General features: G+C 73.0%; 17 protein-coding genes. 10 read left to right on the top strand and 7 right to left on the bottom strand.

What is annotated here, in order from left to right; genetic code table 11:
- Positions 1 to 16: 16 nt before the first annotated feature.
- Together ACFYUS_RS09560 and ACFYUS_RS09565 are read left to right on the top strand one after the other, a co-directional pair.
- Positions 17 to 1,435, top strand: a complete 1,419-nt coding sequence (locus tag ACFYUS_RS09560) for a rhodanese-like domain-containing protein (RefSeq protein WP_388847675.1) — start codon at positions 17 to 19, stop codon at positions 1,433 to 1,435.
- Positions 1,432 to 2,709, top strand: coding sequence for an MFS transporter (locus tag ACFYUS_RS09565; RefSeq protein ID WP_388847677.1), 1,278 nt, complete (start codon positions 1,432 to 1,434; stop codon positions 2,707 to 2,709). Before ACFYUS_RS09560 ends, ACFYUS_RS09565 begins: the two co-directional genes overlap by 4 nt.
- A gap of 17 nt (positions 2,710 to 2,726) precedes the next feature.
- Here ACFYUS_RS09565 and ACFYUS_RS09570 read toward each other — a convergent pair whose 3' ends face one another.
- The gene (locus ACFYUS_RS09570) at positions 2,727 to 3,485 is read right to left on the bottom strand and encodes an MBL fold metallo-hydrolase (protein ID WP_388847679.1); all 759 of its coding nucleotides are present in this window, start codon (positions 3,483 to 3,485) and stop codon (positions 2,727 to 2,729) included.
- A gap of 75 nt (positions 3,486 to 3,560) precedes the next feature.
- Positions 3,561 to 4,538, bottom strand: a complete 978-nt coding sequence (locus ACFYUS_RS09575; protein WP_388847681.1) for a GlxA family transcriptional regulator — start codon at positions 4,536 to 4,538, stop codon at positions 3,561 to 3,563.
- Positions 4,539 to 4,827: 289 nt separating this feature from the next.
- On the opposite strand from ACFYUS_RS09575, the gene ACFYUS_RS09580 reads away from it, so the two are divergent.
- The 5 genes from ACFYUS_RS09580 to manA all read left to right on the top strand — a co-directional run bounded on the left by ACFYUS_RS09580 (position 4,828) and on the right by manA (position 13,494).
- Positions 4,828 to 4,962 (top strand): hypothetical protein, encoded by a 135-nt coding sequence (locus ACFYUS_RS09580; protein ID WP_388847683.1) that lies wholly within the window; start codon positions 4,828 to 4,830, stop codon positions 4,960 to 4,962.
- 129 nt (positions 4,963 to 5,091) lie between these two features.
- Positions 5,092 to 7,026, top strand: a complete 1,935-nt coding sequence (locus ACFYUS_RS09585) for a glycoside hydrolase family 5 protein (RefSeq protein ID WP_388847685.1) — start codon at positions 5,092 to 5,094, stop codon at positions 7,024 to 7,026.
- 357 nt (positions 7,027 to 7,383) lie between these two features.
- A complete protein-coding gene (locus tag ACFYUS_RS09590; RefSeq protein WP_388847687.1) occupies positions 7,384 to 9,063 on the top strand; it encodes a glycoside hydrolase family 13 protein in 1,680 nt (559 codons plus the stop codon).
- Positions 9,064 to 9,118: 55 nt separating this feature from the next.
- Complete coding sequence (locus ACFYUS_RS09595) at positions 9,119 to 12,190, top strand: alpha-mannosidase (protein ID WP_388847689.1); 3,072 nt, start codon at positions 9,119 to 9,121, stop codon at positions 12,188 to 12,190.
- Between the two features lie 65 nt (positions 12,191 to 12,255).
- Positions 12,256 to 13,494, top strand: a complete 1,239-nt coding sequence (manA, locus tag ACFYUS_RS09600; RefSeq protein WP_388847691.1) for a mannose-6-phosphate isomerase, class I — start codon at positions 12,256 to 12,258, stop codon at positions 13,492 to 13,494.
- On the opposite strand, the gene ACFYUS_RS09605 is transcribed toward manA, so the two are convergent.
- The gene (locus tag ACFYUS_RS09605; protein ID WP_388847693.1) at positions 13,460 to 15,661 is read right to left on the bottom strand and encodes a hypothetical protein; all 2,202 of its coding nucleotides are present in this window, start codon (positions 15,659 to 15,661) and stop codon (positions 13,460 to 13,462) included. The genes manA and ACFYUS_RS09605 overlap by 35 nt on opposite strands.
- 204 nt (positions 15,662 to 15,865) lie before the next feature.
- Between ACFYUS_RS09605 and ACFYUS_RS09610 the strand changes: the two genes are divergently transcribed.
- The 3 genes from ACFYUS_RS09610 to ACFYUS_RS09620 all read left to right on the top strand — a co-directional run bounded on the left by ACFYUS_RS09610 (position 15,866) and on the right by ACFYUS_RS09620 (position 19,721).
- Positions 15,866 to 17,581 carry a class I mannose-6-phosphate isomerase gene (locus ACFYUS_RS09610; protein ID WP_388847695.1) on the top strand — a complete coding sequence of 572 codons (1,716 nt, stop codon included), beginning with the start codon at positions 15,866 to 15,868 and terminating at the stop codon, positions 17,579 to 17,581.
- Complete coding sequence (locus ACFYUS_RS09615; protein WP_388847697.1) at positions 17,578 to 18,504, top strand: ROK family protein; 927 nt, start codon at positions 17,578 to 17,580, stop codon at positions 18,502 to 18,504. Before ACFYUS_RS09610 ends, ACFYUS_RS09615 begins: the two co-directional genes overlap by 4 nt.
- Before the next feature lie 185 nt (positions 18,505 to 18,689).
- Complete coding sequence (locus ACFYUS_RS09620; protein ID WP_388847699.1) at positions 18,690 to 19,721, top strand: LacI family DNA-binding transcriptional regulator; 1,032 nt, start codon at positions 18,690 to 18,692, stop codon at positions 19,719 to 19,721.
- A gap of 14 nt (positions 19,722 to 19,735) precedes the next feature.
- Here ACFYUS_RS09620 and ACFYUS_RS09625 read toward each other — a convergent pair whose 3' ends face one another.
- From ACFYUS_RS09625 to ACFYUS_RS09640, 4 genes are all read right to left on the bottom strand, one after another.
- A complete protein-coding gene (locus tag ACFYUS_RS09625) occupies positions 19,736 to 21,172 on the bottom strand; it encodes a protein kinase (RefSeq protein WP_388847701.1) in 1,437 nt (478 codons plus the stop codon).
- 3 nt (positions 21,173 to 21,175) lie between these two features.
- Positions 21,176 to 22,399, bottom strand: coding sequence for an ATP-binding cassette domain-containing protein (locus ACFYUS_RS09630; protein ID WP_388847703.1), 1,224 nt, complete (start codon positions 22,397 to 22,399; stop codon positions 21,176 to 21,178).
- 104 nt (positions 22,400 to 22,503) lie between these two features.
- On the bottom strand, positions 22,504 to 22,686 hold the full coding sequence (locus tag ACFYUS_RS09635; protein ID WP_388847705.1) for a hypothetical protein: 183 nt from the start codon (positions 22,684 to 22,686) through the stop codon (positions 22,504 to 22,506).
- 92 nt (positions 22,687 to 22,778) lie between these two features.
- A partial coding sequence (locus ACFYUS_RS09640) for an ATP-binding protein (RefSeq protein ID WP_388847707.1) occupies positions 22,779 to 24,904 on the bottom strand: 2,126 nt, incomplete at its 5' end.

Consider the following 24,904-nt stretch of genomic DNA (forward strand, 5'->3'; position numbering starts at 1 on the left):
ATTGAGGTTCGGGCGGGTGACCGCCCCCTCGGCCGTTCCCGTGGAAGGACATGTGATGGGCTTCGCCGACGACCACTTGGTGCCGCTGGTCGACCAGGGCCTGGGCAACAGTGCCTACCTCGTCGACCTGGGCGACGGCCGCGCCCTGGCCGTCGACGCGAGCCGCGACCTGCGCGCCCTGCGCGAGGCGGCGCGGCGGCGCGGTCTCACGGTCGCCTACGCGGCCGACACGCATCTGCACGCCGACTTCCTCTCGGGCGCCGTCCAGCTCCGTCACGACACCGGCGCCACCGTGCTCGCCTCCGCGGCCGGACGCCGCGCCTTCGCCCACCGGGGCCTGGGCGACGGCGACGAGGTCGGCCTCGGCGGGCTGACGCTGCGCGCCCTGGCCACCCCCGGGCACACCGACGAGCACCTCTCCTTCCTGCTCCTCGACGGCGCCCGCGAGCTCGGGGTGTTCACCGGCGGCTCGCTGATCGTGAACTCCGCCGCCCGCACCGACCTCCTCGGCGCCGATCGCACGGAGGAGCTGGCCCGGGCCCAGTACCACTCCCTCAAGCGGCTGGCCGCCCTGCCGGACGAGACGGCCGTGTGGCCCACGCACGGTGCCGGGTCCTTCTGCTCCGCCCCGCCGGGCGCCGAACGCACGACCACGGTCGGCGCCCAGAAGCGGGCCAACCCGCTGCTCGCCGCACCCGACGAGGACACGTTCGTCCGCCGGCTCACCGCGAGCCCGGGGACCTATCCCGCCTACTTCGACCGGCTCGCCGCGATCAACCGGAAGGGCCCCGAGGTCCTGACGGCCACCCCGCGGCTGCCCGCCCTGTCCGTCGCGCGGGTCCGCGCGCTCATGGCCGACGGCGGACACGTCGTCGACGTACGCCCCGCCGCGGAGTACGCGGCCGGCCACATCCCCGGATCCCTCTCCGACCCGCTGCGCGGCCAGTTCGCCACCTGGCTCGGCTGGCTCCTGCCCGACACCGCCCCGCTCGCCTTCGTCACCGGCGACGGCCAGGACCTGAGCGAGCTCGTTTGGCAGGCGTACAAGATCGGCTACGAGCGCCTCGCCGGTCTCCTCGACGGCGGCATGCACGCCTGGACGGCCGCCGGCCACCGGCAGGCCACCACGGCGTTCGTCCCCGCAGACCGGGCGGACGGACGCCCGTACCTCGACGTGCGACAGGAGGCGGAGTTCGCCGCCGGACACGTTCCCGGCGCGGTCCACATCGAACTCGGCGGCCTCGCCCGCGTCGCCGCGGAGGTTCCCGAGGGCGCCGTCGTGGCCTGCCGGCACGGCGAGCGCGCCATGACCGCGGCCAGCCTCCTCGAACGCGCCGGCCACACGGACGTCACCGTCCTCCACGGCGGACCCGCCGACTACGCCGCCGCCCACGACCTGCGGCTCGTCCAGGGCACGGAGGACACCCGCCCGTGAAGACGACCCTGTCCCCGACCCCGCCGACCACCCGCTCCGGGCGTCCCGTACGGCTCGGCCTGCGCGAGAACCGGCTCCAGTTCACCCTGCTCGTCATCGTCAACGTCTGCGTCGGCGGCCTGGTGGGCCTGGAACGCACCACCGTGCCGCTCATCGGCTCCGAGACCTTCGGCCTGACCAGCGACCTGGCGATCTTCTCGTTCATCATCGCCTTCGGCCTCACCAAGGCGCTCACCAACCTCGCCGCCGGGGCACTGACCGCCCGCTTCCGCCGCAAGCAACTCCTCGTGGCGGGCTGGCTGATCGGCATCCCCGTCCCCTTCGCGCTCGCGTACGCGCCCTCGTGGGGCTGGATCGTCGCGGCCAACGTCCTGCTCGGCCTGAACCAGGGGCTGACCTGGTCGATGACCGTCAACATGAAGATCGACCTCGTCGGCCCCGCCCGCCGGGGACTGGCCACCGGCCTGAACGAAGCCGCCGGCTACACCGCCGTCGGTGTCACCGCCCTGCTCACCGGCTACCTCGCCACCGCCTACGGCCTGCGCCCCGTCCCGGAGCTCATCGGCGTCGTCTTCGTCGTCGCGGGCCTCGCCCTGGCCCTCGTCGTACGGGACACCGCCGCCCACGTCGCCCTCGAACTCGCCCAGCACCCCAAGCCGCTTCCCGCCGGCGAGGACACCGGCCTCAGGGCCACCTTCGCCCGCACCTCCTGGCGCGACCGCTCCCTGCGCGGCGCCAGCCAGGCAGGTCTGGTCAACAACCTCAACGACGGCCTGACCTGGGGCGTCTTCCCGCTCCTCTTCACCGACCACGGACTCGGGCTGGCCGCCGTCGGCCTCATCAAGGGCCTCTACCCCATCCTCTGGGGCCTCGGGCAGATCCCGACCGGGCACCTGGCCGACCGCATCGGCCGCAAACCCCTGATCGTGTACGGGATGCTCGTCCAGGCCGTCGGATTCCTCCTGGCCCTGGCGCTCCTCGACCGGCCGCTGCTGGCCGGCGTCACCTCCGCCGTCGCCCTCGGCCTCGGCACCGCCATGGTCTACCCGGCGCTGATCGCCTCCATCTCCGACCACGCCCACCCCGCCTGGCGCGCCAACGCCCTGGGCACCTACCGGTTCTGGCGGGACATCGGCTACGCCGCCGGAGCCCTCGTCGCCGGTGTCCTCGCCGATCTCCTGGGCCTGAACGCCACCGTCATCGCTGCCGCCGCCCTGACCGCCGCCTCCGGCCTGCTCGCCGCCCGCTGGATCACCGAACAGGCGAGGACCTGACCGCCGCGCGATCCCGGTCAGACCGTCTCGTCCTCCGCACGGGCGCGGATCCGCCCGGCCGCTTCGAGCCGGGACAGCCGCCGGTGTTCCCGGGAGGCCCAGCGGCGGACGCGTTCGGGTGCGAGGGGGGTGCCGTGCCCGACGTGGAGTCTGGTGGGGTTCAGCGCGAGCATCTCCCGCAGGCTGGCGAGGTTGCGCAGCGGGTCGTCGTGGAAGGGAGGATTGGCCGGCCGGCCGCGGACGAGACCGAAGAAGGAGTTGGCGATCAGGTCGCCGGCGACGAGGTCCCCCCGGTCGGTGAGGACGGAGACCGATCCGGCGGTGTGCCCGGGCGTGGGCATGATGCGTGCCGAGATCCCGTACTCCTCCAGGTCGGTCTCGCCGGTCACGGGCACGTCGGGTTCGAAGGGTTCGGCCTGGACGTGCAGTTCCTTGTTCCTGGCCATGAGGCGGCCCATCGGGCCGGTGGGCAGGTAGGGCTCGCGGACCCGTCCGGTGCGGAACGGAACCAGGTCCGCGATGTGTCCCGCCACGGGTGCCCCGGTGAGGCGGTGCAGTTCGGCGGCGGAGCCGAAGTGGTCGATGTGGCCGTGCGTGACGACGATCAGCGCCACGTCGGCGGGGTCGACGCCGTGCGCGGCGACCTGCTCACAGATCCTTCGGCCGCTGCCGGGCGTCCCCGCGTCGACGATGACGGGCCGACGGCCCAGCAGCAGGTAGGCGTTGATGTGGTGCCGACCCATGACGGGGATCGGGACGACCTTGGTCGGGGACACGGTGCTCTCCTCGGGCATGGCTGTCTTCCGCCGCGCGGTGGTCCGCGGGCGGGCGGGGTACGGGGGGTGTCGGGCCTAGCGGAAGCGACGCCGGTAGGCGGCGGGGGTGGTGCCGAGACGGCGCCGGAACGACCGGTGCAGGCTCTCCACGGAGCCGAGGCCGCTGAGGGCGGCGATCCCCGGCAGGTCGTGGCCGCTGTCCTGGAGCAGTCGGCGGGCGGCCTCCAGCCGTACGGATTCGACGTAGGCGGCCGGGGTGGTGCCGGTGCGCCGGCGGAACAGCCGGGAGAAGTGGCGCACGCTCAGGTGCAGCCGCGTGGCGAGGGCTTCGGCGGAGAGGTCCTCGGCGAGGTGCTCACCGATCCACATCCGCAGGCTGTCGATCCGGTCGCCGGGATCGGCCGGTATCGCGAGCGGGACGCTGAACTGGCTCTGTCCACCGGCGCGTTTGACGTACATCACCATCGTGCGGGCGGTGGTGAGGGCGAGTTCGGGCCCGTGGTCCTCGGTGACCATGGACAGCGCCATGTCCATTCCCGCGGCGATCCCGGCACAGGTCCACAGGCGGCCCTCCCGGATGAAGATCGGGTCCGGATCGACGGTGACACGCGGGTGGTCGGCGGCCAGCCGTGCGGCCGTCCGCCAGTGCGTGGTGGCGGAAAGCCCGTCCAACAGGCCCGCCGCGGCCAGCAGATGCGCGCCCGTGCAGACGGAGCCCACCCGGTGGGCACCGGGTGCCGCTTCGCGCAGCCAGTCGATCATCCCGCCGTCGAGCACCGGCTCCACCCCGTGGTCGTCCACGCGGACGGCGCCGGAGACGAGGAGGGTGTCCACGTCGCCGTGCACCTCGTCCAGCGTCAGGTCGGCCATCAGCCGGATCCCGCCGGCGGTGGCCACCGGTTCGCCCCCGGCGGTCGCGATGCGGACCGTGTACTGGGGCCCGCCGGTGCCGGCGACCCGGGTGGCGACCGAGAACACCTCGGCCGGACCCGTGACGTTGAGCAGTTCGACGCCGGGAAAGGCGGCGATGACGACCCTGTGCGGTGGGAGCATGCGCCGATCATTTCGCCCCACCGCGAGGGCCGCAATGACCACGTTCTGTCAGATCCGGACGCGCGCGAGGTCGGTCGGGTCCGGCAGGGCGCGGTCGGACGAGACGGAAGAGGACGTTCGAGGCGTGAATGATCCCGGAAGGGTGCCGGTCGGGCGTGCGGATCGGCGGGCGGAGGGGTGGTCGTCGGCAAAGCCTCCGGAGAGGCCCGGAAGTGACCCGAGAGTAGGGGCGCCGGTCCGCGAAAATCAATACTGGACGAACTTATTTATTTGCCGGTACGTTGCCGCCGTGTTTCTGAAACGTGCACGGCCGTTGGTCACCGCTCCGGCCCAACTCCTCAAGGTGGAGCCGGAGTTCCGTGACCTCGCACGGCATCCGGGCGCAACGGTCCTCGGCGTCGCCCGCACCGGCCTCAAGGGCTGAACCGGCTTTCGGCTTCTCGACCCCGGACGGCAGGTCCGGGACGGCAGCACCTCCTTCACACTCCACGCCTCGGAGGGCAGCACCATGAGAGGGAACAACCGCGCTTCTGTCGGCAGAAGCAGAAGGGTCATGGCGCGGGCACTGCCCGCCGCCCTGGCCGCAGCGGCACTGCTCGTCGGCCTGACCCCCGGCACGACGTCGGCCGCCGCTTCCGCCGCCGGCGCGACCGACGGCATCACCGTGCTCACCGGGGAACAGCTCGCGGAGTCCTGGCGGGCGCCGCTGAGCACCCGTGGACGGTACGTCGTCGACGCCGACGGCAACCGCTTCAAGCTGAAGGCCGGCAACTGGTCCGGAGCCCAGGGCACCTGGGAGGGGAGCGGCGACGCCGCCGACCCGGCGAACCACCAGGCGGACCAGAAGTCGAACAACATCCCGCTCGCCCTGGACCGCACCCCCATGGCGAACCTTCTCGCCGACTTCCACGAGCTCGGCCTCAACGCCATCCGGCTGCCGTACGCCGACGCGATGATCCGCGACACCACGGTGGTTCCCGACTCCGCCGTCGCCGCCAACCCGCAGCTCAAGGGCAAGACGCCGCTGCAGGTCTTCGACGCCGTCGTCGCCGCGCTGACCGCCGACGGGTTCGCGGTCATCCTCAACAACCACACCACGACCTACCGCTGGTGCTGCGGACTGGACGGCAACGAGCGCTGGAACACGAGCCAGACCACCGAGCAGTGGATCGACAACTGGCTGTTCCTGGTGGACCGCTACAAGGCGAACAAGCGCGTCGTCGGCGCGGATCTGCGCAACGAGGTCCGCCGGGACTGGAACGACGACCCCAACTGGGGCTGGGGAAACGAGCACGACCTGTACAACGCCTTCCAGCTGGCCGGCAACCGGATCCTCGAAGCCGACCCCGACATGCTGATCATCATGGAGGGCATCAACTGGCAGGGCATCCCGCAGGGCATGTTCCCCCACGGCCGACCGACGCTGACCCCGGTCCGCAACCTGTCCAACACGCTGGTCGCATCGGGCAAGCTGGTCTACTCGGCCCACTTCTACGGCTTCACCGGCCCCAACCACACGGGTGCGACCGGTGGCTGGCAGAACGGCGAGACCAACGATCCGCGCTACCGCGACCTCAGCCCGGAAGACCTCGTCCGGGTCGTGAACGACCAGGCCCTGTTCGTCACCGAGAAGGGCCAGCACTTCACCGCTCCGGTCTGGGTCAGCGAGTTCGGCACCGCCGGACGCGGCCAGACGGACGCCAAGGAGATCGACTGGTTCAACCGGTTCACGGACATCCTGGTGAAGAACGACACCGACTTCGCGGTCTGGCCGCTGGTCGGCTGGAGCACCGACGGCAAGATCAACGACAACTGGGCGATGACCTCCTACGACGAGGAAGGCAACCGCCAGGGCGTCAACGACGGCGGTGACTGGCGCGCCACCGCCTGGAACAAGCTGGTCAACGCCCCCGGCAAGACCGGCCGGGTCGCCGAGGTCGACCACTGGAACATGGTCGACCTCGACTACGGCGACCAGAACCTGTCCGCCACCATGCGCCGGCAGGCGGACTGGAGCGTCGGCAACCGCAAAGGCAACTGCCCCGACGGCCAGCGGCTCGTCGCCCTCGCCCGGAGCAACAACCGCGGCCTGTGCACCGACGCCGACGGTGAGCTCGCCAAGGACGACAGCATGTGGATCACCGTCATCGACGAGCGCTACGTCAAGAACGGCGACTGGGCGAGCGGCTACAACAAGCTCGAATGCCCCAAGAACACCTTCGCCGTCGGCTACAGCGTCCACGGCAACGCGATGGCCGCCCTGCTCTGCGCCCCCTCCGCCACACCGCTGTCCACCACGAACCGCCTGCTCTGGTTCGACCACGGCGACAACCGGCCCGCGTGGGGCGGCTCGACCGCCAGCGACTGGGCACCCGGGTACTACAAGGGCCAGTGCGACGACGACGAGTACCTCGCCGGCGTCGCCTACACCTGGAAGTGGCAGCACGGCGGGGCCCCCGACGCCCTCCTCTGCCGCCCGCTGGACTGACCGACACCCCCGGCACCGAGAGCCAGGAGCACCACGGCCGTGCCTCGACCGGAGATCGCCGCACTGCGCGCAGCAGCCCGGAGGCCCGCTGATGTGCGCCGACGGCGAGGGGACTCACCGCCCCACCGCCACCTCCTGCGGCTACGGCGCCCCGCTGGACGAGGACGGCGACCCCGGCCCCACGCACACGGCGTCCCGCGCCCGGTCCCGGGCGCGGGACGCCGTCCTCGGACCGCACGGCTCCACCACCCGGAGGGGCGAGCTCCGCGGGACACCCGACCCGGGACCCGCCGAGGACCGAGACCGCCGCCGGCCCTCGGACACGTCACCACCATCCGCCGACAGGACTCCGAACTGATGTACACGAACACTTCCGACGCACCCGACGCCGCCGCTCCGGCGGCGGCCCCACCGGGGTGGTGGCGGGAAGCCGTCGTCTACCAGGTGTACCCGCGCAGCTTCGCCGACGGGAACGGCGACGGCATGGGCGACCTCCCCGGCATCCGCAGCCGACTGCCGTACCTGAAGGACCTCGGAGTCGACGCCCTGTGGCTGAACCCCTTCTACGCCTCCCCGCAGGCGGACGCGGGCTACGACGTCGCCGACCACCGGGCGGTCGAGCCCGCGCTCGGCACCCTCGCGGACGCCGAGGAGCTGATCCGGGACGCCCACGGGCTGGGGATACGGGTCATCGTGGACCTCGTGCCCAACCACTCCTCCGACCGGCACGAATGGTTCCGGCGCGCGCGGGAGGAAGGACCGGGCTCGCCGTACCGCGACCGCTACCACTTCCGCCCGGGGAAGGGAGAGAAGGGGGAGCTGCCGCCCAACGACTGGACCTCGGTCTTCGGCGGCCCGGCGTGGACCCGCACGGAGAACCCGGACGGCACTCCCGGAGACTGGTACCTGCACCTGTTCGCCCCCGAGCAGCCCGACTTCGACTGGGACCACCCGGCCGTACGGGAGGAGTTCGAGTCGATCCTGCGGTTCTGGCTCGACCGGGGAATCGACGGCTTCCGGGTCGACGTCGCCCAGGGCCTGATCAAGGCCGAGGGGCTGCCCGACATCGGCCGCACCGACCAGCGCAGGATGCTCGGGACCGAAGTCTCGCCGATGTGGGACCAGGACGGCGTGCACGAGATCTACCGCTCGTGGCGCCGGATCCTCGACGCGTACCCGGGGGAGCGGATGGCGGTCGCCGAGGCATGGGCGCCGACCGAGGAACGCACCGCCCTGTACGTACGCCCCGACGAACTGCACCAGGCGTTCAACTTCGCCCTCATGGGCGCCTCCTGGGACGCCGAGGAGATCCGGCAGGTCGTCGACACCTCGCTGGAGGCCGTACGGACGGTGGGCTCGTCGGCGACCTGGGTGCTGTCCAATCACGACGTCTGCCGGCACGCCACCCGGTTCGCCGGTCCGCAGGCCGGGGGACAGCGCCCGCAGGTGGGGGACGGCGCCCTCGGCCTGCGCCGGGCCCGTGCCGCCGCGCTCCTGATGCTCGCGCTCCCCGGCTCCGCGTACCTCTACCAGGGCGAGGAGCTCGGACTCCCCGAGGTCACCGACCTGCCGGACGAGGCACGCCAGGACCCGGCCTTCGTCCGCAGCGGGGAAACGGACGGATTCCGCGACGGCTGCCGGGTGCCGGTCCCGTGGACCTCCGGAGGACCCTCGCACGGCTTCGGCGCGGGCGGCAGCTGGCTCCCGCAGCCCGAGGGATGGGGGACGCTCAGCGTCCAGGCCCAGACCGGCGACCCGGACTCGACGCTGGAGCTGTACCGGGCGGCGCTCGCCCTGCGCCGGCGGCATCCGGGCCTCGGCGCCGGTGACACCGTCGCATGGGGCGACGCGCCCGAGGGCGTTCTCGTCCTGCGGCGGCCGGGCTTCGTCTGCACGACGAACACCACGGACCGAGCGCTGACCATCCCCCTGCCCGGTCTCCCGCTGCTCTCCAGCTCCCCGACCGAAGCGGCCGAAGACCCGACCGGCGCGGCCTTCGCCCTGCCCGCGGACACCACCGTGTGGTGGACCGGCTGACCGCACCCCGGTCACCGGCCACGAGCCCCACCCCCGAACGACCACGGAGACCCCCATGCACAGCAAGCAACGCCTCACCGAGCAGCGGCTCGCCCGTGTCCTCGACCAGCGCATCCGGCCGGCCGTCCACGCCCGTACGGTCCCGCTCGACATCGCGATCTGGAACGTCCCCGGCGAACCCGTCTCCGTGGCCGAGGGCCTGGCCGCACCGTACGAGCCGGTGGCGCTCGGCCACCGCTGGGGGCCGCCGTGGACCACCAGCTGGTTCCGGATCAGCGGCAGGGTGCCGGAGGAGTGGGCCGGCCGTCGCGTCGAGGCCGTCGTCGACATCGGCTTCAACTTCACCGGGGCGGGCTTCTCCAGCGAGGGCCTGGTCCACCGCGCCGACGGCACCGTGGTGAAGGCCCTCAACCCCCGCAACGCCTACATCCCCGTCGCCGACCCGGCGGTCGGCGGCGAGGAGTTCACGTACTACGTCGAGGCCGCCGCCAATCCGAACATCAACGACAGCCACGCACCCACCCGCACCGGCGACCGTCCCTCCTGGCTGACCGGCACCGGTGCCGGCACCGGCATCGCCGACGCTCCGATCTACCAGCTGCTCCGCCTCGACCTCGCGGTCTTCGACACCGAGGTGTGGGAGCTCGCCCAGGACCTGGACGTCCTCGGCGAGCTCATGCGCGAACTCCCCGAGGCCGAGCCGCGCCGCTGGCAGCTCCTGGGGGCCGTCGAGCGGGCCCTGGACGGCATCGACCTGCAGGACGTGTCCGGCAGCGCCGCCGCCGCCCGCGAGGTGCTCCGTCCCGCGCTCGCGGCCCCCGCCGCCCCCAGCGCCCACCGCATGTCCGCCGTCGGGCACGCCCACATCGACACGGCCTGGCTGTGGCCGCTGCGCGAGACCGTGCGCAAGGTCGCCCGGACGCTCTCCAACGTCACCCACCTCATGGACGAACACCCCGGCTTCCGCTTCGCCATGTCCCAGGCCCAGCAGCTCGCCTGGCTCAAGGAGCGCCGCCCCGAGGTCTACGGCCGCGTCCAGGAGAAGGCGAAGACCGGACAGTTCCTCCCCGTCGGCAGCCTCTGGGTGGAACCCGACACCAACATCATCGGCGGCGAGGCCCTCGCCCGGCAGCTGATCCACGGCAAGCGCTTCTACCTCGACGAGTTCGGCGTCGAGACGAGGGAGATGTGGCTGCCCGACACCTTCGGCTACAACGCGGCCATGCCGCAGCTGATGAAACTGGCCGGCGTGCGCTGGTTCCTCACCCAGAAGATCTCCTGGAACACCACCAACAAGTTCCCGCACCACACCTTCTGGTGGGAGGGCATCGACGGCACCCGGATCTTCACCCACTTCCCGCCCGTCGACACCTACAACGCCGAGATCACCGGAGCGGAACTCGCCCACGCCGTACGGAACTTCCAGGACAAGGAGGCGGCCGGCAGCTCGCTCCTCCCGTTCGGCTACGGAGACGGCGGCGGCGGCCCCACCCGCGAGATGCTCGCCCGCGCCGCCCGGGTGGAGGACCTGGAAGGCTCGCCGAAGGTCACCATCGAGAGCCCCGCCGACTTCTTCGAGCGGGCCCACGCGGAGTACCCCGACGCCCCGGTGTGGCTCGGCGAGCTCTACCTGGAGTTCCACCGCGGCACGCTCACCAGCCAGTTGCGCACCAAGCAGGGCAACCGGCGCGGCGAACACCTCCTCCGGGAGGCCGAGCTGTGGTCGGCCACCGCGGCCGTCCGCACCGGGTTCGCGTACCCCCACGAGGAGCTCGACCGGCTCTGGAAGACGGTCCTGCTGCACCAGTTCCACGACATCCTGCCCGGCTCCTCCATCGGCTGGGTGCACCGCGAGGCCGAGGCGACCTACGCGGCCGTCACCGCCGAGCTGCACGGCATCGTCGAAGCCGCCCAGCGCGCCCTGGCGGGAAAGGGCGAGGAGGAGCTGGTCTTCAACGCCTCCCCGTACACCCGGGGCGGCATCCCCGCCTTCGGCGCCTTGCCGCACCCGGGCCCGTCGGCCCGCCCGGTCGCGCCCACACCGGTCGACGGCGGCCACCTCCTCGACAACGGACTCGTCCGCGTCCGGATCGACGACCGGGGCCTGGTGACCTCGGCCCACGACATCGCGGCAGGCCGCGAGGCCCTGGCCCCCGGCAAGGCGGCCAACCTCCTCCAGCTCCACCAGGACTTCCCCAACGAGTACGACGCCTGGGACATCGACGCCTTCTACCGCAACACCATGCACGACCTCCACGAGGCCGACTCGGTGCGCGCGGAGGCGGACGGCGTACGGGTCGTGCGGACCTTCGGCGACTCCCGGATCGAGCAGTTCCTCTCCCTCGACGAGGGATCCCGGCGCCTCGACATCGACACCGACATCGACTGGAACGAGGAGGAGAAGCTCCTCAAGGCCGCCTTCCCGCTGGACGTCCGCGCGGACCACTCCAGCGCCGAGATCCCCTTCGGGCACGTCCAGCGCCCCACCCACACCAACACCAGCTGGGACGCGGCCAAGTTCGAGTTCTGCGCCCACCGCTTCCTCCACGTCGGCGAGAGGGGCTGGGGCGCGGCCCTCGTCAACGACTCGACCTACGGACACGAGGTCACCCGGGACGTCCGCCCCGACGGCGGCACCACCACGACGGTCCGGCTCTCGCTGCTCCGCGCCCCGCGCTACCCCGACCCGGACGCCGACCGGGGCCGGCACCACCTGCGGTACGGGTTCGTGATCGGCGCCGACATCGCGGACGCGGTACGCGAGGGCTACGGCTTCAACGTGCCCGAGCGCGTCGTCCCCGGTGCCCCGGCGGAGATCGCCCCCCTGGTCGCCACGGACGACGACGCCGTCGTCATCGACACGGTCAAGCTCGCCGACGACCGCTCCGGCGACATCGTCGTACGCCTCTACGAGGCCCACGGGGGACGGGCCACGGCCCTGCTGAGCACGGGCTTCCCGCTGGAGTCGGCGACCGTCACCGATCTGCTGGAACGCCCGCTCGCCCCTGCCGAGGAATCCGGAGCGGCCCGGGAGACGGACGCCGGACAGGTGGCCCTGACCCTGCGCCCGTTCCAGGTCCTCACCCTCCGGCTGCGTCCCGCGCCCGAGGAGCACGGGCTCCGGTAGGCGGTCCGAACCGGGCCGGACCCCGCCTCGCCCGCACCTCCTGTCCCCTCGCCCCGAAAGCCGTCATGGACCTCCTCCTGAACACCGTGCAGCCGTACGACTGGGGCTCCACCACCCTCCTCCCCCGGCTCATGGGCCTGCCGCCCACCGGCGCGCCCCAGGCGGAGCTGTGGATGGGCGCCCACCCCGCCGCGCCGTCGCGGGTCCACCGGGGCGAGGGGACCGTCCCGCTGGACCGGGTCATCGACCGGGACCCCGCGGGCGAACTCGGGGAGGCGACCCTGCGGCGGTTCGGCCCGCGGCTCCCGTTCCTGCTGAAACTGCTCGCCGCCGACGCACCCCTGTCCCTCCAGGTCCATCCCGACCTCGCCCGGGCCCGGTCCGGACACGAGCGGGAGAACGCGCTCGGCATCCCCCTGGACGCGCCCCACCGCACCTATCGCGACGCCCACCACAAACCCGAGCTGATCGTCGCCCTGACCCCCTTCCGCGGACTCTGCGGCTTCCGGGCTCCCGAGGAATGCGCCGCCCTGCTCGACTCCCTGAAGGTGCCGGGGCTGCGCGCGTATGCCCAGACCCTGCGCTTCGTCCCGGAGGAACAGGCGCTCACCGAGGTGTTCCGGGCCTTCCTCGACCCGCCCGCAGGCCTGCTCCCCGCCGTCACCGAAGCCCTGACGACGGCCGGCGGTCCGTACGCGACGGACCTCGCCGCCTACGCGGGGGCGGCCCGCGCGCATCCGGGCGATGCCGGGCTGCTCGCCGCCCTGATGCTCCGGTACGTCGAACTGGAGCCGGGCGAAGCCCTGTTCCTCGGATCCGGCGTCCCGCACGCCTATCTGTCCGGGCTCGGCGTGGAGATCATGGCCGGCTCGGACAACGTCCTGCGCTGCGGACTCACCTCCAAGCACGTCGACCCGGCCGAGCTCCTCCGGGTCGTCCGTTTCGCGTCGCCGCCCGCCTCCGTGATCACTCCGCGGGACGAAGGAGGCGAGGAGGTGTATCAGGTGCCGGTCGACGACTTCCGGCTGTCCCGATTCCGTCCGCGTACCGGAGCGTCACCGAGGCGGCTGACCCTCGACGCGCCGCAGATCGTCCTGTGCACCGAGGGCGAGCTCTCGCTCGACTCCGCGGGCCGGGCGCTGCGCATCGGGCCCGGACGCTCCGTCTACCTCCCCGCGGGGGCGGAGGCCGCCCTCGCGGGACACGGCACCGCCTTCCGTGCCACGACCGGAGGCGCCCGCGAGGTGGAGGGCGGGCCCGCGGACCGGATCAGGACAGGGACAGGCCGTCCGCGTCGCTGGTGATCGTGTACTCGACGCCCTGGAAGAAGACGCCCGACAGGGTGGCGGTGACTCCCCGCGGAACCGCGGCGTCCCGCAGGCGAGGGCCGCCGCCGTCCGGGGCGTAGCCGAAGAGGTCGCTGATGACGACGTCGGCGAACTTGCCGCCGCACGGGTTGTTGAACACCTGCAGGCTGTCGGGCGAGGACAGCACGGCGAAGGAGCCGTCGCCGGACGTTCCGTCACCGGGCTTTCCGTCACCGGGCTTTCCGCCGTCGGGCTTTCCGTCGTCGGCCCGGAGCTGGTGGGACTGGCCGAAGGGTCCCCTGCCGGTCACGCCGGAGAACCTCCGGAGCAGCGCGAGGAACGCGGGATAGTCGCCGAAGCGTGCGAAGGTCTGGGCGGTGAGCGCGGGCCAGGAGTCGAACGCGCCCTCGGTGCCGTGGTCCGCGCGGTCGACCGGTGCCAGGGCGTCCTCGCGGGACAGCGCGCGCATCCAGTCGCCGGCGAGGAGCTCGGTGGCCACGAAGTTCTTCATGGCGGTCTTCTGCTCCTCGGTCAGCGACCGGGCGAGCAGATTCCCCGCGATCACGAAGTCCACGACGGTCCGCACCGGCACGAGGGTGCCGTCCTCGTGCCGGCAGCTCCACACCCCGCCGTTCCGGCTGTCGTAGAGATCCAGGACGTGGGGGAGGAGGGCGTCCGCCTCCGCGCCGAGGACGGCCGCGGCCTCGGGATCACCGGCCTGCGCGCACAGGGCCGCGGCCCGCCGCAGCATCCACACGTTGGCCGCGTTGAACGACGGCACCTGGTGGACGTAGTTCGGCAGGACTTCGAGGAGGTTGTGGTCCGCTCCGTAGTCGGCCAGGGACTGTCCCGGCCGCACCAGCTTCCGCCAGTGTGTCGCGATGGCCTTCAGCTGGTGCAGGAGCGTGCCGCTCTCGCCGCCGACGACGACCTCGGCGTCCAGCGCGGAGCGGTCGCCGCTGTAGTCGAGGTGGTTGAGGATCGTCGTGAAGACGGTGAGGTCGTTGGCGCTGTACCACGGGCCGACCAGCCCGCCCTGGACGCAGTCCACGGCGTATCCGTCGTGGATCCCCGAGGCGAGCCAGTACCTGGTCTGGGCCTTCAGCATGGCGGGGTCGAGCAGGGCGAGCACGACCGAGCAGTAGGAGGTGTCCCAGAAGTAGGTGACCGTGTTCGCCCACTCGGGGGCACCGGTGACGTAGACGCGGTCGAAACCGCTGTACCCGCCCGGTGCCCGGCCCAGGACCTCGCCGAAGTCGGCGCCGAGGTTGGTGCGTTCATTGACCAGGACCGAGAGGACGCCCATGTGGTACAGCCGGCTCAGGGCCTCGTCGTCGGTGGTGAGGACCGGCAGGGATCCCGAGTAGTGGGCGTTGCCGGGGGTGAAGGCGTCCTGCCAGCGCTTCTGCCATCCGGCGTGGACGGCGGCGAACGCCTCCCGGAACGACCCTGCGGTGGCGTCGGCGTCGGCCAGGACGCCGTCGCCGTCGGACGCGGACACCAGCGGGCCGCCGGTGGAGGTCTCGCCGAACGCCACGACGATGTCGATCGTCACGGTCCGCGCCGGTTCGACCCGCCATTCGGCGGTGGCGTCGGCCCGCGCCTCGACGAGGCGGGAGGGCGCGGGAGCGAGGGCCAGCACGGTCACCGCCGGGCTGCTCCCGTCGGAGACCATCAGGTGGGAACCGGTCGACCGGGCCGTGAACTCGTGGCCTTCGGGGCGCGGCGGGTCCCAGGCCCAGCCGGTGGTGGCCTTGGCGATCCGCGGATCCAGAGCGATCGACACCGTGGCCGCCGTCCGTGCCGTGGCGGGGTTCGTCGCCGTGACCCGGAGCAGCAGGCGATTGGCCTCGAAGGCGAGCCTGGTCGAGGTCCGGATGGCGACCCCGGCCCGCGTGGTCGCCCTGCGCGTGATCTCGTGGGCGGACCACCGGTACGCGTCGGCCGGGACGGGAACGCCGTCCACGGCCAACGCGCACCAGTCGCCCCCGTCGTCCAGATAGGGCGCGAGCGTCAGGTTGCGGACCGCCAGCACGTTGTCCGCGGCTCCGACCCCACCCCAGAAGTTGCTGGTCGCCGGGAGATGGGCCACTTCCCCGCGCGGCAGCCACTCGCTCATGAGCGAGTCCAGGCTCGGCGGCGTCTTCGATGATGTGCGATGCATGGGGGTTCTCTCTGCTCTCGCGGGTGCCGGGGCGTGCCGGATGTTAACGACACCATCCGGAGCGGAACAAGGCCGATCTCTGCTCTCGTGCGTATGCGCAGTTCCATGCCCATGTGGGCTGCGCGACTGGGGAGATGACTTGTCGTCGGTGAAAGTTAACGATAACTTCTGGCCCGCTCGCCCCCCTTGAGGTCTGGAGTGCCCGTGCCCGAGCGTCGCCCCTACGAACGCGAACCCCGATACCCCGCCGTGGCCGGCGACGTCCTCTCCGGCTGGGCCGCCGCCGTCGCGGATCTGCCGCACAGTCCGTCGGTACTGGCCCTGGACGGCCCGGCGGCGCTGGACTGGGACGCCGCGGTGGGGCACTTGAGTGCGGCGCTGCGGGCGCGCGGGACCGCCGTCGACGCGTTCGACATCCGTACGCTCTGGTCCGCCGAGGCCGTCGAGCGACTGTGCACGCCCGCCGTGGACGCCGACCCCTTCTTCCTCCCGCTCGCCGAGTTCTCCATGGCCGACCTGTTCGCCCCCGGCGGGCCGGTCGTGGAACGGCCGGAGGACGGTGTCCTGCTCGTCCACGGCCCCGGGGCCGCGTTGTGCTCGCCCGACCTGCTGTGGTGGGCGGACCTGCCCAAGCGGTACGCCGAGGAGGCCGTCGCCGAAGGCCGGCTGCCGGTCGGCGCGAACCTCGGACGTCCCGGGGACCCGGGCGAGCTGCGGAGCCTGTTCTACACCGACTGGCCGGTGGCCGACCGGCACCGCGACGCGCTCGCACCGCGACTGGACCGCTGGATCGACCTCCAGGACATGGCCGCCCCGGCCTCGTTGGACGGCGCGGCGCTGCGCGCCACCCTCGCCGACCTGGCGCGCGGCCCGGTCCGCACCCGACCGTACTTCAACTCCACACCCTGGGGCGGCCGATGGGCCGCCGACGAGCTCGGCTTCACCCCTCGGCACGGCAACACCGCGCTCGGCTACGAGCTGATCGCGCCCGAGGCCGGCGTCCTGATCGGCGACGGCCGGGCCGCCCGGGTCGAGGTCCCGTTCCCACTGCTCTGCGTGCTGCACCCGCGGGAGTTCCTCGGCCCGGACGTGCACCACAGGTTCGGCACGTCCTTCCCGATCCGCTTCGACTACCTCGACACCGTCGGCGGCGGCAACCTCTCCCTGCACCTGCACCCCCGCGAGCCGTACATGCGCGAGGCCTTCGCCTGGCCGTACACCCAGCACGAGACCTACTACGTCACCGAAAGCCGCCCCGACTCGCTCGTCTACCTCGGACTGCGGGAGACCGCGGACGCGGAGGCCATGCGCCGCGACGTGGAGCGGTCCGCCCGCGACGGGGTTCCGCTGCGGGTGGAGGACCACGTGCAGGCGCACCCCGCCGAGCCGGGGCAGCTCTTCATGATCCCGGCCGGCACCCCCCACGCCTCCGGCGCCGGCAACGTGGTGCTGGAGGTGAGCGCCACGCCGTACCTGTACTCCCTGCGGTTCTACGACTGGCTGCGCCGTTCCGGTTCGGGCGTGCCGCGCCCGCTGTCGCACGCCCACGCCTTCGCCAACCTCGACATCGAGCGGCGCGGCGACGACGTGCTCAAGGACCTGGTGCAGCGGCCCCGGACCCTGCGCGAGGGCGCCGGCTGGCGCGAGGAGGTCCTCGGGGCGCTGCCCGAGATGTTCTACGCAGTCCACCGCTTCGTCATCGACGGGGACGGGCCGGCCGAGGACGACACGGACGGCCGCTTCCACATCCTCAACGTGTCCTCGGGCGACGGCGTCACGGTCGAGACCGCGGACGGGCGCCGGCACGCGCTGTCCTTCGCCGAGACGCTCACCGTCCCCGCCGTGGTCGGCGGCTACCGGCTGCACCCGGTGGGCGGGCGTCCCGTCCATGTCGTCAAGGCCCTGGTGACCCCCCGATGACCGCCGTCCCCGTCCTGGAGATCGGCGGCACCCATGTCACGGCCGCCCTGGTCGACCTGGCCCGGCCCCGGCCCCGGGCGGCCGGGACCGTCCGCCTGCCGCTCGACGCGCACGCCGGCGCCGCCGCACTGCTGGACACCGTCGCGACGGCGGGGCGCCGCGTCGGCGCACCGGCGGGGTCGGTGTGGGGCGTGGCCGTGCCCGGCCCGTTCGACTACCCGGCCGGCGTCGGCCGGTTCCGGGACGTGGGCAAATTCGAGTCGCTGAACGGAGTCGACGTCGGGGCCGAGCTGACCGCACGGCTGCCGGCGCGCCCGCGGGCCCTGGCCTTCCTCAACGACGCGGACGCCTTCGCCCTCGGCGAATACCACGCGGGCGCCGCCGCCGGCCGACGGAGGGCGCTCGGCATCACCCTCGGCACCGGCGTCGGCACGTCCTTCCTCGACGCCGGGGCGCCCGTGACCGAGGGTCCGCTGGTGCCGCCGGACGGCCGGGCGCACCTGCTGTCCATCGACGGACGGCCACTCGAGGACGTCGTCTCGCGACGGGCGATCCGGGCCCGGTACGCGCGGCTGGCAGGACCCCGCGCCGGGAACCCCGACGTCCGGGAGATCGCCGGCCTCGCCCGTACCGGGGAAGCGGCCGCCGCCGCGACGCTCCGGCACTGCTTCGAGGCGCTCGGCCGGGCGCTGGCGCCGTGGTGCGCCCGCTTCCGGCCCGATGTGCTGGTGGCGGGCGGGTCGTTGACGGCGTCATGGGACCTGATCGCGCCCCCGCTGCGCGCGGGCCTCGCGGCCACGGGCGAGAGCCTGCCCGCGGGGATGGAGCTGCGGCCGGCCGCGCAGCCGCATGACGCTCCGCTCGTCGGCGCCGCCCACTGGGCCGAGCGGTCCGCGGCGGGCCGGCCGGGCGTGCGCCTCTAGAATGACGGCGCCGGCGGGCACGGCCCGGCACCGCGCCGCGAGGACGGCGGAGACGCCGACGGCGGTGACCGGACCGGCGCCACGGGGCACGGAGGAACGGGCCGCGCGCGGCGAGCACGGCGCTGACGGACCTGCCGGCGGTGCACAGCGCTGACGGACCTTGTCGGCAGAACGAAGGGATCACCATGGCGCGGGGCCGGGCCGGCGACAGCGGTGCACCGACGATGCGCGACGTGGCGGCACACGCCGGGGTCAGCGCGATGACCGTCTCGCGCGTCCTGAAGGCCGATCCGGGAGTCAGCCGGAGCACCCGGGACCGGGTGACGGCCGCTGTGGACGCGCTCGGCTACCGCCGCAACGAGAACGCGCGCAGCCTGCGGCTGGGCGGCGGCACCGGCCTGATCGGCCTGGTCGTGACCAACCTGGCCAACCCCTTCTACTCGCGCCTGGCCCTGGGCGTCCAGGAGATCGTCGCCGCGCGGGGCCTGCGCGTGCTGCTCAGCAACACCGGCGGGCACGCGGAGCGCGAGCACGAACTGGTCACGGACCTGACGGCCCATCGGGTCGACGGACTGATCGTCGTCCCCGCGGGCAGCGGCCACCGGCACCTGGCGCCCGCCGTCCTGCACGACACGCCGGTCGTGCTGGCCTCCCGGCCGCCCGCCGGGATCGACGTCGACTGCGTACTCGTCGACGACTTCGGCGGGGCGGAGGACGGCACCCGGCAGCTCCTCTCCGACGGGCACCGGCGGATCGGCTTCCTGGGCGACTCCCAGGCCGACTACACCGGAGCGGAACGATTCCGCGGCTACTGGGCCGCGCACGAGGCCGCCGGTCTCCAGCCGGACGAGCGGCACGTCCGGCGCGGACTGGCCGACGTGGCGGCCGCCCAGCGAGCAGCGCTGGCGCTCCTGTCCGGCCCCGACGCGCCCACGGCGCTGTTCTGCACCAACAACCGCATGAGCCACGGCGCCATCCGCGCGGTGCATGCGCTGGGCCGCCCGGTCGCACTGTCCGGCTTCGACGACTTCGAACTCTCCGATGTCATCGGCCTGCCGCTGACGATCGTCTCCTACGACGCCGACGAGATCGGCCGCCGCGCGGCCCGCATGCTGCTGGACCGCATCGACAGCCGTGGCACGGGCGAACCCCAGCCGTCCCGCAGAACGGTCGTCCCCACCCGGGTCATCCGGTACGGACCGCCCCCCGGAACCTGATCGGCGCCGCCCCGTCACCCCGTCGTGCCGGTCGACACCCACACGGTGACCGCCTTCAGGTCCGGATCCACCTGCGTGCCGATCGGCGACTGATCGACGACGATGCCCTTCCCCCAGAGCGTCTCGTCCCTCTCCTTCTCGGTGAGCTTCCAGCCGCCGGCCGTGGCGCAGGCGCGGACCGAGTCGATGTGATGGAGCTTGAACCAGGGGACCGAGATCTTCCCGTCCTGGGAGAGCTGGGGCTTCGTGCAGTCCGTCGCCGGCATGGTGAGGGAGGTGTCACCCGTCACGACCTGCCCGTCGGGCGTGCCGCTCGGCGCCGCGGTCGCCGTGGCGCTCTTGCCCGGGTGCGCGCTCGGCGGCGTGGCCTGTCGGTCTCCGCCGTCCGGCGTCAGCGTGATCACGACGCCCAGCACGAGCACGGCCGCGGCGGACGCGCCCCATACGAGAGCCTTGCGGCTCCGCTGTACGGGCATCGGCGCGGGAGCCGCCTGCGGGTACGGGGCGGCGGTGAACGTGGGTGTGTAGGGAGTGCCCGCCGGCTGGAGCGGAGGCCCGAAACCACGGGTGCCCGACGGCTCTTCGTGCGTGAGCAGCGCGTCGATGGCCGCGCGCATGGCGTCGGCGGACCGGTGCCGCTGCGCCGGGTCCTTGGCCAGCGCGGTCGCGAGCAGGTGGTCCAGGGCGGGAGGCAGGCGCGGGTTGATCAGGGAGGGTGCCGGTGGCTGCGCCTGGACGTGCTGGTAGGCCATGCCGAGAGGGGAGTCGGCCTCGAACGGCAGGCGGCCCGTGAGCAGTTCGAAGAGCATGCAGCCGACGGAGTACAGATCGGACCGCTCGTCCACGCGCCGGCCCAGCGCCTGCTCGGGGGAGAGGTACTGCGGGGTCCCCACGACCATCCCGGTCTGGGTCATGGAGCCGAGTTCGCTCTGCATCGCCCGGGCGATGCCGAAGTCCATCACCTTCACGGTGTCGCGCCGGGTCATCATGACGTTCCCCGGCTTGATGTCCCGGTGGATCAGCCCCCGCGCGTGGCTCTCCGAGAGGGCCGCCAGGACCCCGTCCACGATCCGGAGAGCCGTCCGCACGGGCATGGCCCCGCTGTCGGCCACGTGCCGGTCCAGGAGGTCACGGAGCGACCAGCCCTCGACGTACTCCATGACGATGTACGGTTCCGGCGTGTCGCGCTCCGCGCCCTCGCCGGAGTCGAACACCGACACGATGTTGACGTGGTTGAGGCTGGCGACCGCCTTGGCCTCGCGCATGAACCGCTCGCGGAACGACTCCTGCCGCGCCAGGTCCGCGTGGAGGAGTTTCACCGCCACCAGGCGGTCCAGGACGGTGTCGTGACCGAGGTGCACCGTCGCCATGCCGCCCTCTCCGAGAAGGCTCCGCAGGACGTAACGCCCCTCGCCCACGACCTGACCGTCGGGCTTGTTCGTGCTCGACACCCTTCAACTCCTCGTTTCCCGCTGGCCGTCGACGAGCGCCGCATGGCGGCCTCCCCGGACCAGGAGCTGTTCGTGCGTCCCCTGCTCGACGGTCCTTCCGCCGTCCAGCACGAGGACGAGCGCCGCGTCCCGCACGGTGCTGAGCCGGTGGGCGATGACGACGCGGGTGTGCGGCCAGTCGGCCAGATCGTGTTCGATCAGGGCCTCGGCCGTGGTGTCGAGGCTGCTGGTGGCCTCGTCCAGGAGCAGGACCCGCGGGCGCGACAGGAAGGCACGGGCCGGCGCGACGCGCTGACGCCGGCCGCCGGACAGGCCGTTGCCCTCCGGCAGCATGGCGTCGTACCCCATGGGCATGGCGGCGATGTCGTCGTGGATCCCGGCGAGCCGGGCGGCCCCGACCACCCTGTCGAGCGGGGCGGCAGGATCCCCGGGACGGATGTTCTGGCGGACCGTGCCGGTGAACAGCACGGTGTCCTGGGCCACCACGCCGAACCGGCGGCGCAGCGACCGCGGATCCAGGCCGACCGCGTCCATCCCGCCGATCGTCTCGATGAGCCGGCCCTCCGCCGCGCCCCGGGCGGCCGGCTCCCGCTGGGCGAGCCGGGTGGCACGGCCGCGGAACACGGCGATCAGCAGCACCAGCAGGGCGACGAGGCGCCGGCACCGGTCCGCGGCGTCCGCCGGCAGCCGGTGCACCGCGTACGGGGTGGTGCCCTGGTCGTGGCGGCCCCAGTCGTACCGCGCGTGGTTGCTGCGCTGCGAGTGGATCTCGGCGGCGAAGACCCGGTCGCCCACCACGGTCACGCGCAGTTCCATCCGCTTGGGCACGTACGCCTGGACGATCAGCGGACACGGCCGCAGGGAGTCGGCGCAACCGATGCCGCGGGCGGTGGCGGACCCGGTCATGCGGGCCCACCCCTCCTTCCCGCGCATGCCCCAGGGCCGGCCGAGGGCCTTGGTGATGACCCGGCCCTCGCGGCGGTCCCGGAAGCCCGGGAACTCCTCGGGGTCGTCGGGACCCACCCGGCGACCCTCGGTGCGCAGCACCCGGTGCTCAAGGCCGCCGGCACCGTACGGGACCGTCAGCCCGGCCCGCGCCGGGAACTCGGCGGGGTCGAAGAGCACCACGTCCGCGCCGCGCGAGGCGAGCAGACGGCGGACCTCGTCGGCGTGCGCGTCGCCCGGCTGGGTCAGCACGAGGATCCGCCGCCCCCGGCCGCCCGTCATCGCTCTGTCCCGGTCATGACTCGATTCCTGTCGTCATCGTCGGCCGGAGGGGCGCGGACGAACCGCGCCCCTCACTCCCTCCACTCGGAAACCCGGCCGCCGGCTCAGAAGCCGGCGTCGGTGCCCCGGCCGGTCTCCTCCGAGGTGTCGGGGTCGACGTGGACGACGAGGCCGGACCGGTTGCGGCTGAACTCGCCGCCGCCGACCAGGCCCGGCTGCTCCTCGTCGAGCTCCGGAACGAGGCCGTCGATGTCCTCGATCACGGTGGTGTTCACGGTGTTCCTCATCGGGAGCCCTCTTCAGGTGGCGGGTCGATCCCGCCGGTCGGCGAGGACCCGAGATTCACCCACCCCCCTGGCAAACCGCTGGGCATCCACTGCTAGACCCTTGAAGACGGCTGGAAGGGCGACAGCAGCTCCGCCACCTCGGCCGGCGACATGGCCCGGCCGCGCTCGCGGCAGCGGTCGAAGTCCTCGGCCGGCAGCGCCTCCCGTACGGCCCTGGCATGCCCGGGCCCGTCGATCGGGTCCATCACCACGGGCGAGTACCCGATCCGCGAGCCGCGCTCCTCCACCACCCCCACGAGCACGGCACCGGCCTCGGCCTGTCCGAGCAGCGCCAGCGCGGCCGCGGTGGCATGGGCGCCGGCCAGCCAGCTGGTGACGTCCCCGTCCTCCTCCAGGATCCGGAGGGAGGCCAGTCCCATCGTGAGGGCATCCGCGGGCCGCCCCTCGTCGATGTCGCTCTTCATGAGCAGCCAGGCGGAGGAAGCCTCGACGAAGTGGTGTCCGCAGGCCAGGGCCAGAGCGCCGGAATCCGTGAGCACGGCCCTGGCGTCGGCGGACCGGCCGGTCATCCGCAGCAGCATCCCGTGGATCATCAGGACCTCGGCCTCCAGCCAGGGCTGCCCGGACGTACGGGCCAGCTCGACGGACGCCTCGGCGAGCGCCGCACTGCCCGCTGCGCCCCCCAGCCCCTCGAACAGCGCGCGGTACGCCAGCGTCACGGCCTCCGTGACCAGGTCGCCCGCCTCCCGGGCATGCCCCGCAGCCTCCGCCGCCGACCGGGCCGCGGTCGCGAAGTCGCCCAGCAGATACGACAGGCTGCTCACCCCGACCAGGGCGCGGGCCCGCGGGCCCGGAGCCGCCTCCGGACACATGTCGAGGGCCGCCCTGAGCCAGCCGAGGCCTTCGGCGATGTGGCCCCACCGGTACCAGTACCGCTGCAAAGCACCGCCCAGCCGGAGCGCGTACGTCCCGTCACCGGCCAGCAGCGCGGACGTGAACGCCGCCCTGATCTCCGGCAGATCCCGGGTCGTCCGCTCCTGCGCCGGTCCCGCGTCCGCCCCCAGCATCAGCGGCTCGGTGGCCTCCGCGCGCCGCAGCACCCAGGCGCGGTGCGCGCTCTGGGCGGCGGTCAGGACCGTGGGGGCGGCTTTGCGTCGCCCGAACTCCTTCAGCGTCTCCAGCATTCGGTAGCGGCGGGGGCGGGTTCCGGGTTCGGTGGTGAGCAGGGATTTGCGTACGAGTGCGGTGAGTTCGGCGAGCACGGGGCCGCCGCCGACGGCTGTGGCGGCGTCGAGGTCGAATCCGCCGGCGAAGACGCTGAGCCGGTGGAAGAGGTCGCGTTCGCGGTGTCGGAGGAGTCGGTGGCTCCATTCGACGGTGGCCTGGAGCGCCTGGTGGCGTGTGGGGCCGGTCTCCGGGCCGCCGATCAGGACCGCGAACGGATCGTCCAGCGCTTGCGCGATCTGCTCCACCGCCAGCATGCGGCACTGGGCGGCGGCGAGTTCGATGGCGAGGGGCAGTCCGTCCACGCCCTGGCAGATCCGCTCGGCCGCGGCCAGCTCGTGCCCGTCCGGCACCCAGCCCGGAACGGCGGCCGCGGCCCGCGCCAGGAACAGCTCACGCGCCGAGTCGGCGGCGAGCGACCCCAGCTCGTACTCCACCTCACCCGGCACCCCGAGCGGTTCCCGGCTGGTGGCGAGGAGTCGCAGTCCGGAACAGTGCGAGAGCAGGTGCGCGACCGTCCGCGCGGCGGCCTCCAGGACATGCTCGCAGTTGTCCAGGACCAGCAGGACCCGCCGCGTGCCGAGGACCTGCGCCAGGCGTTCGGCGGTGGTGGCGTCGCGGAAGCCGAGGAGGTCGGCGATGCCGGCGACGAGCAGGGCCGGGTCGGGGTCCTCCAGGTCGGCGAGTTCGACCAGCCAGGGCCCGTCGTCGTCGTTGCGGGCGTGGGCGACCTCCAGCGCCAGCCGTGTCTTCCCGACCCCGCCCGGACCCGTCAGGGTCACCAGCCGATGCTCCTCCAGCAGGGAGGAGACACGATCGCGTTCCCGCTCCCTGCCCACGAACCCCGTGAGCGCGAAGGGCAGGTTGCGGCCGTGGCGGGCCGGGGAAGCGAGCTCGATGTCGACGGCAGAGGGGACGGGCGTGGCCGTCGTCTCGTCCTGTTCGAGGAGTGCGGCTTCGAGTCGGCGCAGGGAGGGGCCGGGGTCGACGCCGA

Origin of the sequence: Streptomyces sp. NPDC004284, assembly GCF_042874035.1 — a bacterium.
In the GTDB taxonomy this organism is placed as follows: domain Bacteria; phylum Actinomycetota; class Actinomycetes; order Streptomycetales; family Streptomycetaceae; genus Streptomyces.

Excerpts from the sequence above, each read along its gene's own strand:
- manA (WP_388847691.1), top strand. The coding sequence starts at position 12,256 with ATGGACCTCCTCCTGAACACCGTGCAGCCGTACGACTGGGGCTCCACC.
- ACFYUS_RS09595 (WP_388847689.1), top strand. The coding sequence starts at position 9,119 with ATGCACAGCAAGCAACGCCTCACCGAGCAGCGGCTCGCCCGTGTCCTC.
- ACFYUS_RS09620 (WP_388847699.1), top strand. The coding sequence starts at position 18,690 with ATGGCGCGGGGCCGGGCCGGCGACAGCGGTGCACCGACGATGCGCGAC.
- ACFYUS_RS09630 (WP_388847703.1), bottom strand. The coding sequence starts at position 22,399 with ATGACGGGCGGCCGGGGGCGGCGGATCCTCGTGCTGACCCAGCCGGGC.
- ACFYUS_RS09585 (WP_388847685.1), top strand. The coding sequence starts at position 5,092 with ATGGCGCGGGCACTGCCCGCCGCCCTGGCCGCAGCGGCACTGCTCGTC.
- ACFYUS_RS09635 (WP_388847705.1), bottom strand. The coding sequence starts at position 22,686 with ATGAGGAACACCGTGAACACCACCGTGATCGAGGACATCGACGGCCTC.
- ACFYUS_RS09605 (WP_388847693.1), bottom strand. The coding sequence starts at position 15,661 with ATGCATCGCACATCATCGAAGACGCCGCCGAGCCTGGACTCGCTCATG.
- ACFYUS_RS09575 (WP_388847681.1), bottom strand. The coding sequence starts at position 4,538 with ATGCTCCCACCGCACAGGGTCGTCATCGCCGCCTTTCCCGGCGTCGAA.
- ACFYUS_RS09615 (WP_388847697.1), top strand. The coding sequence starts at position 17,578 with ATGACCGCCGTCCCCGTCCTGGAGATCGGCGGCACCCATGTCACGGCC.
- ACFYUS_RS09590 (WP_388847687.1), top strand. The coding sequence starts at position 7,384 with ATGTACACGAACACTTCCGACGCACCCGACGCCGCCGCTCCGGCGGCG.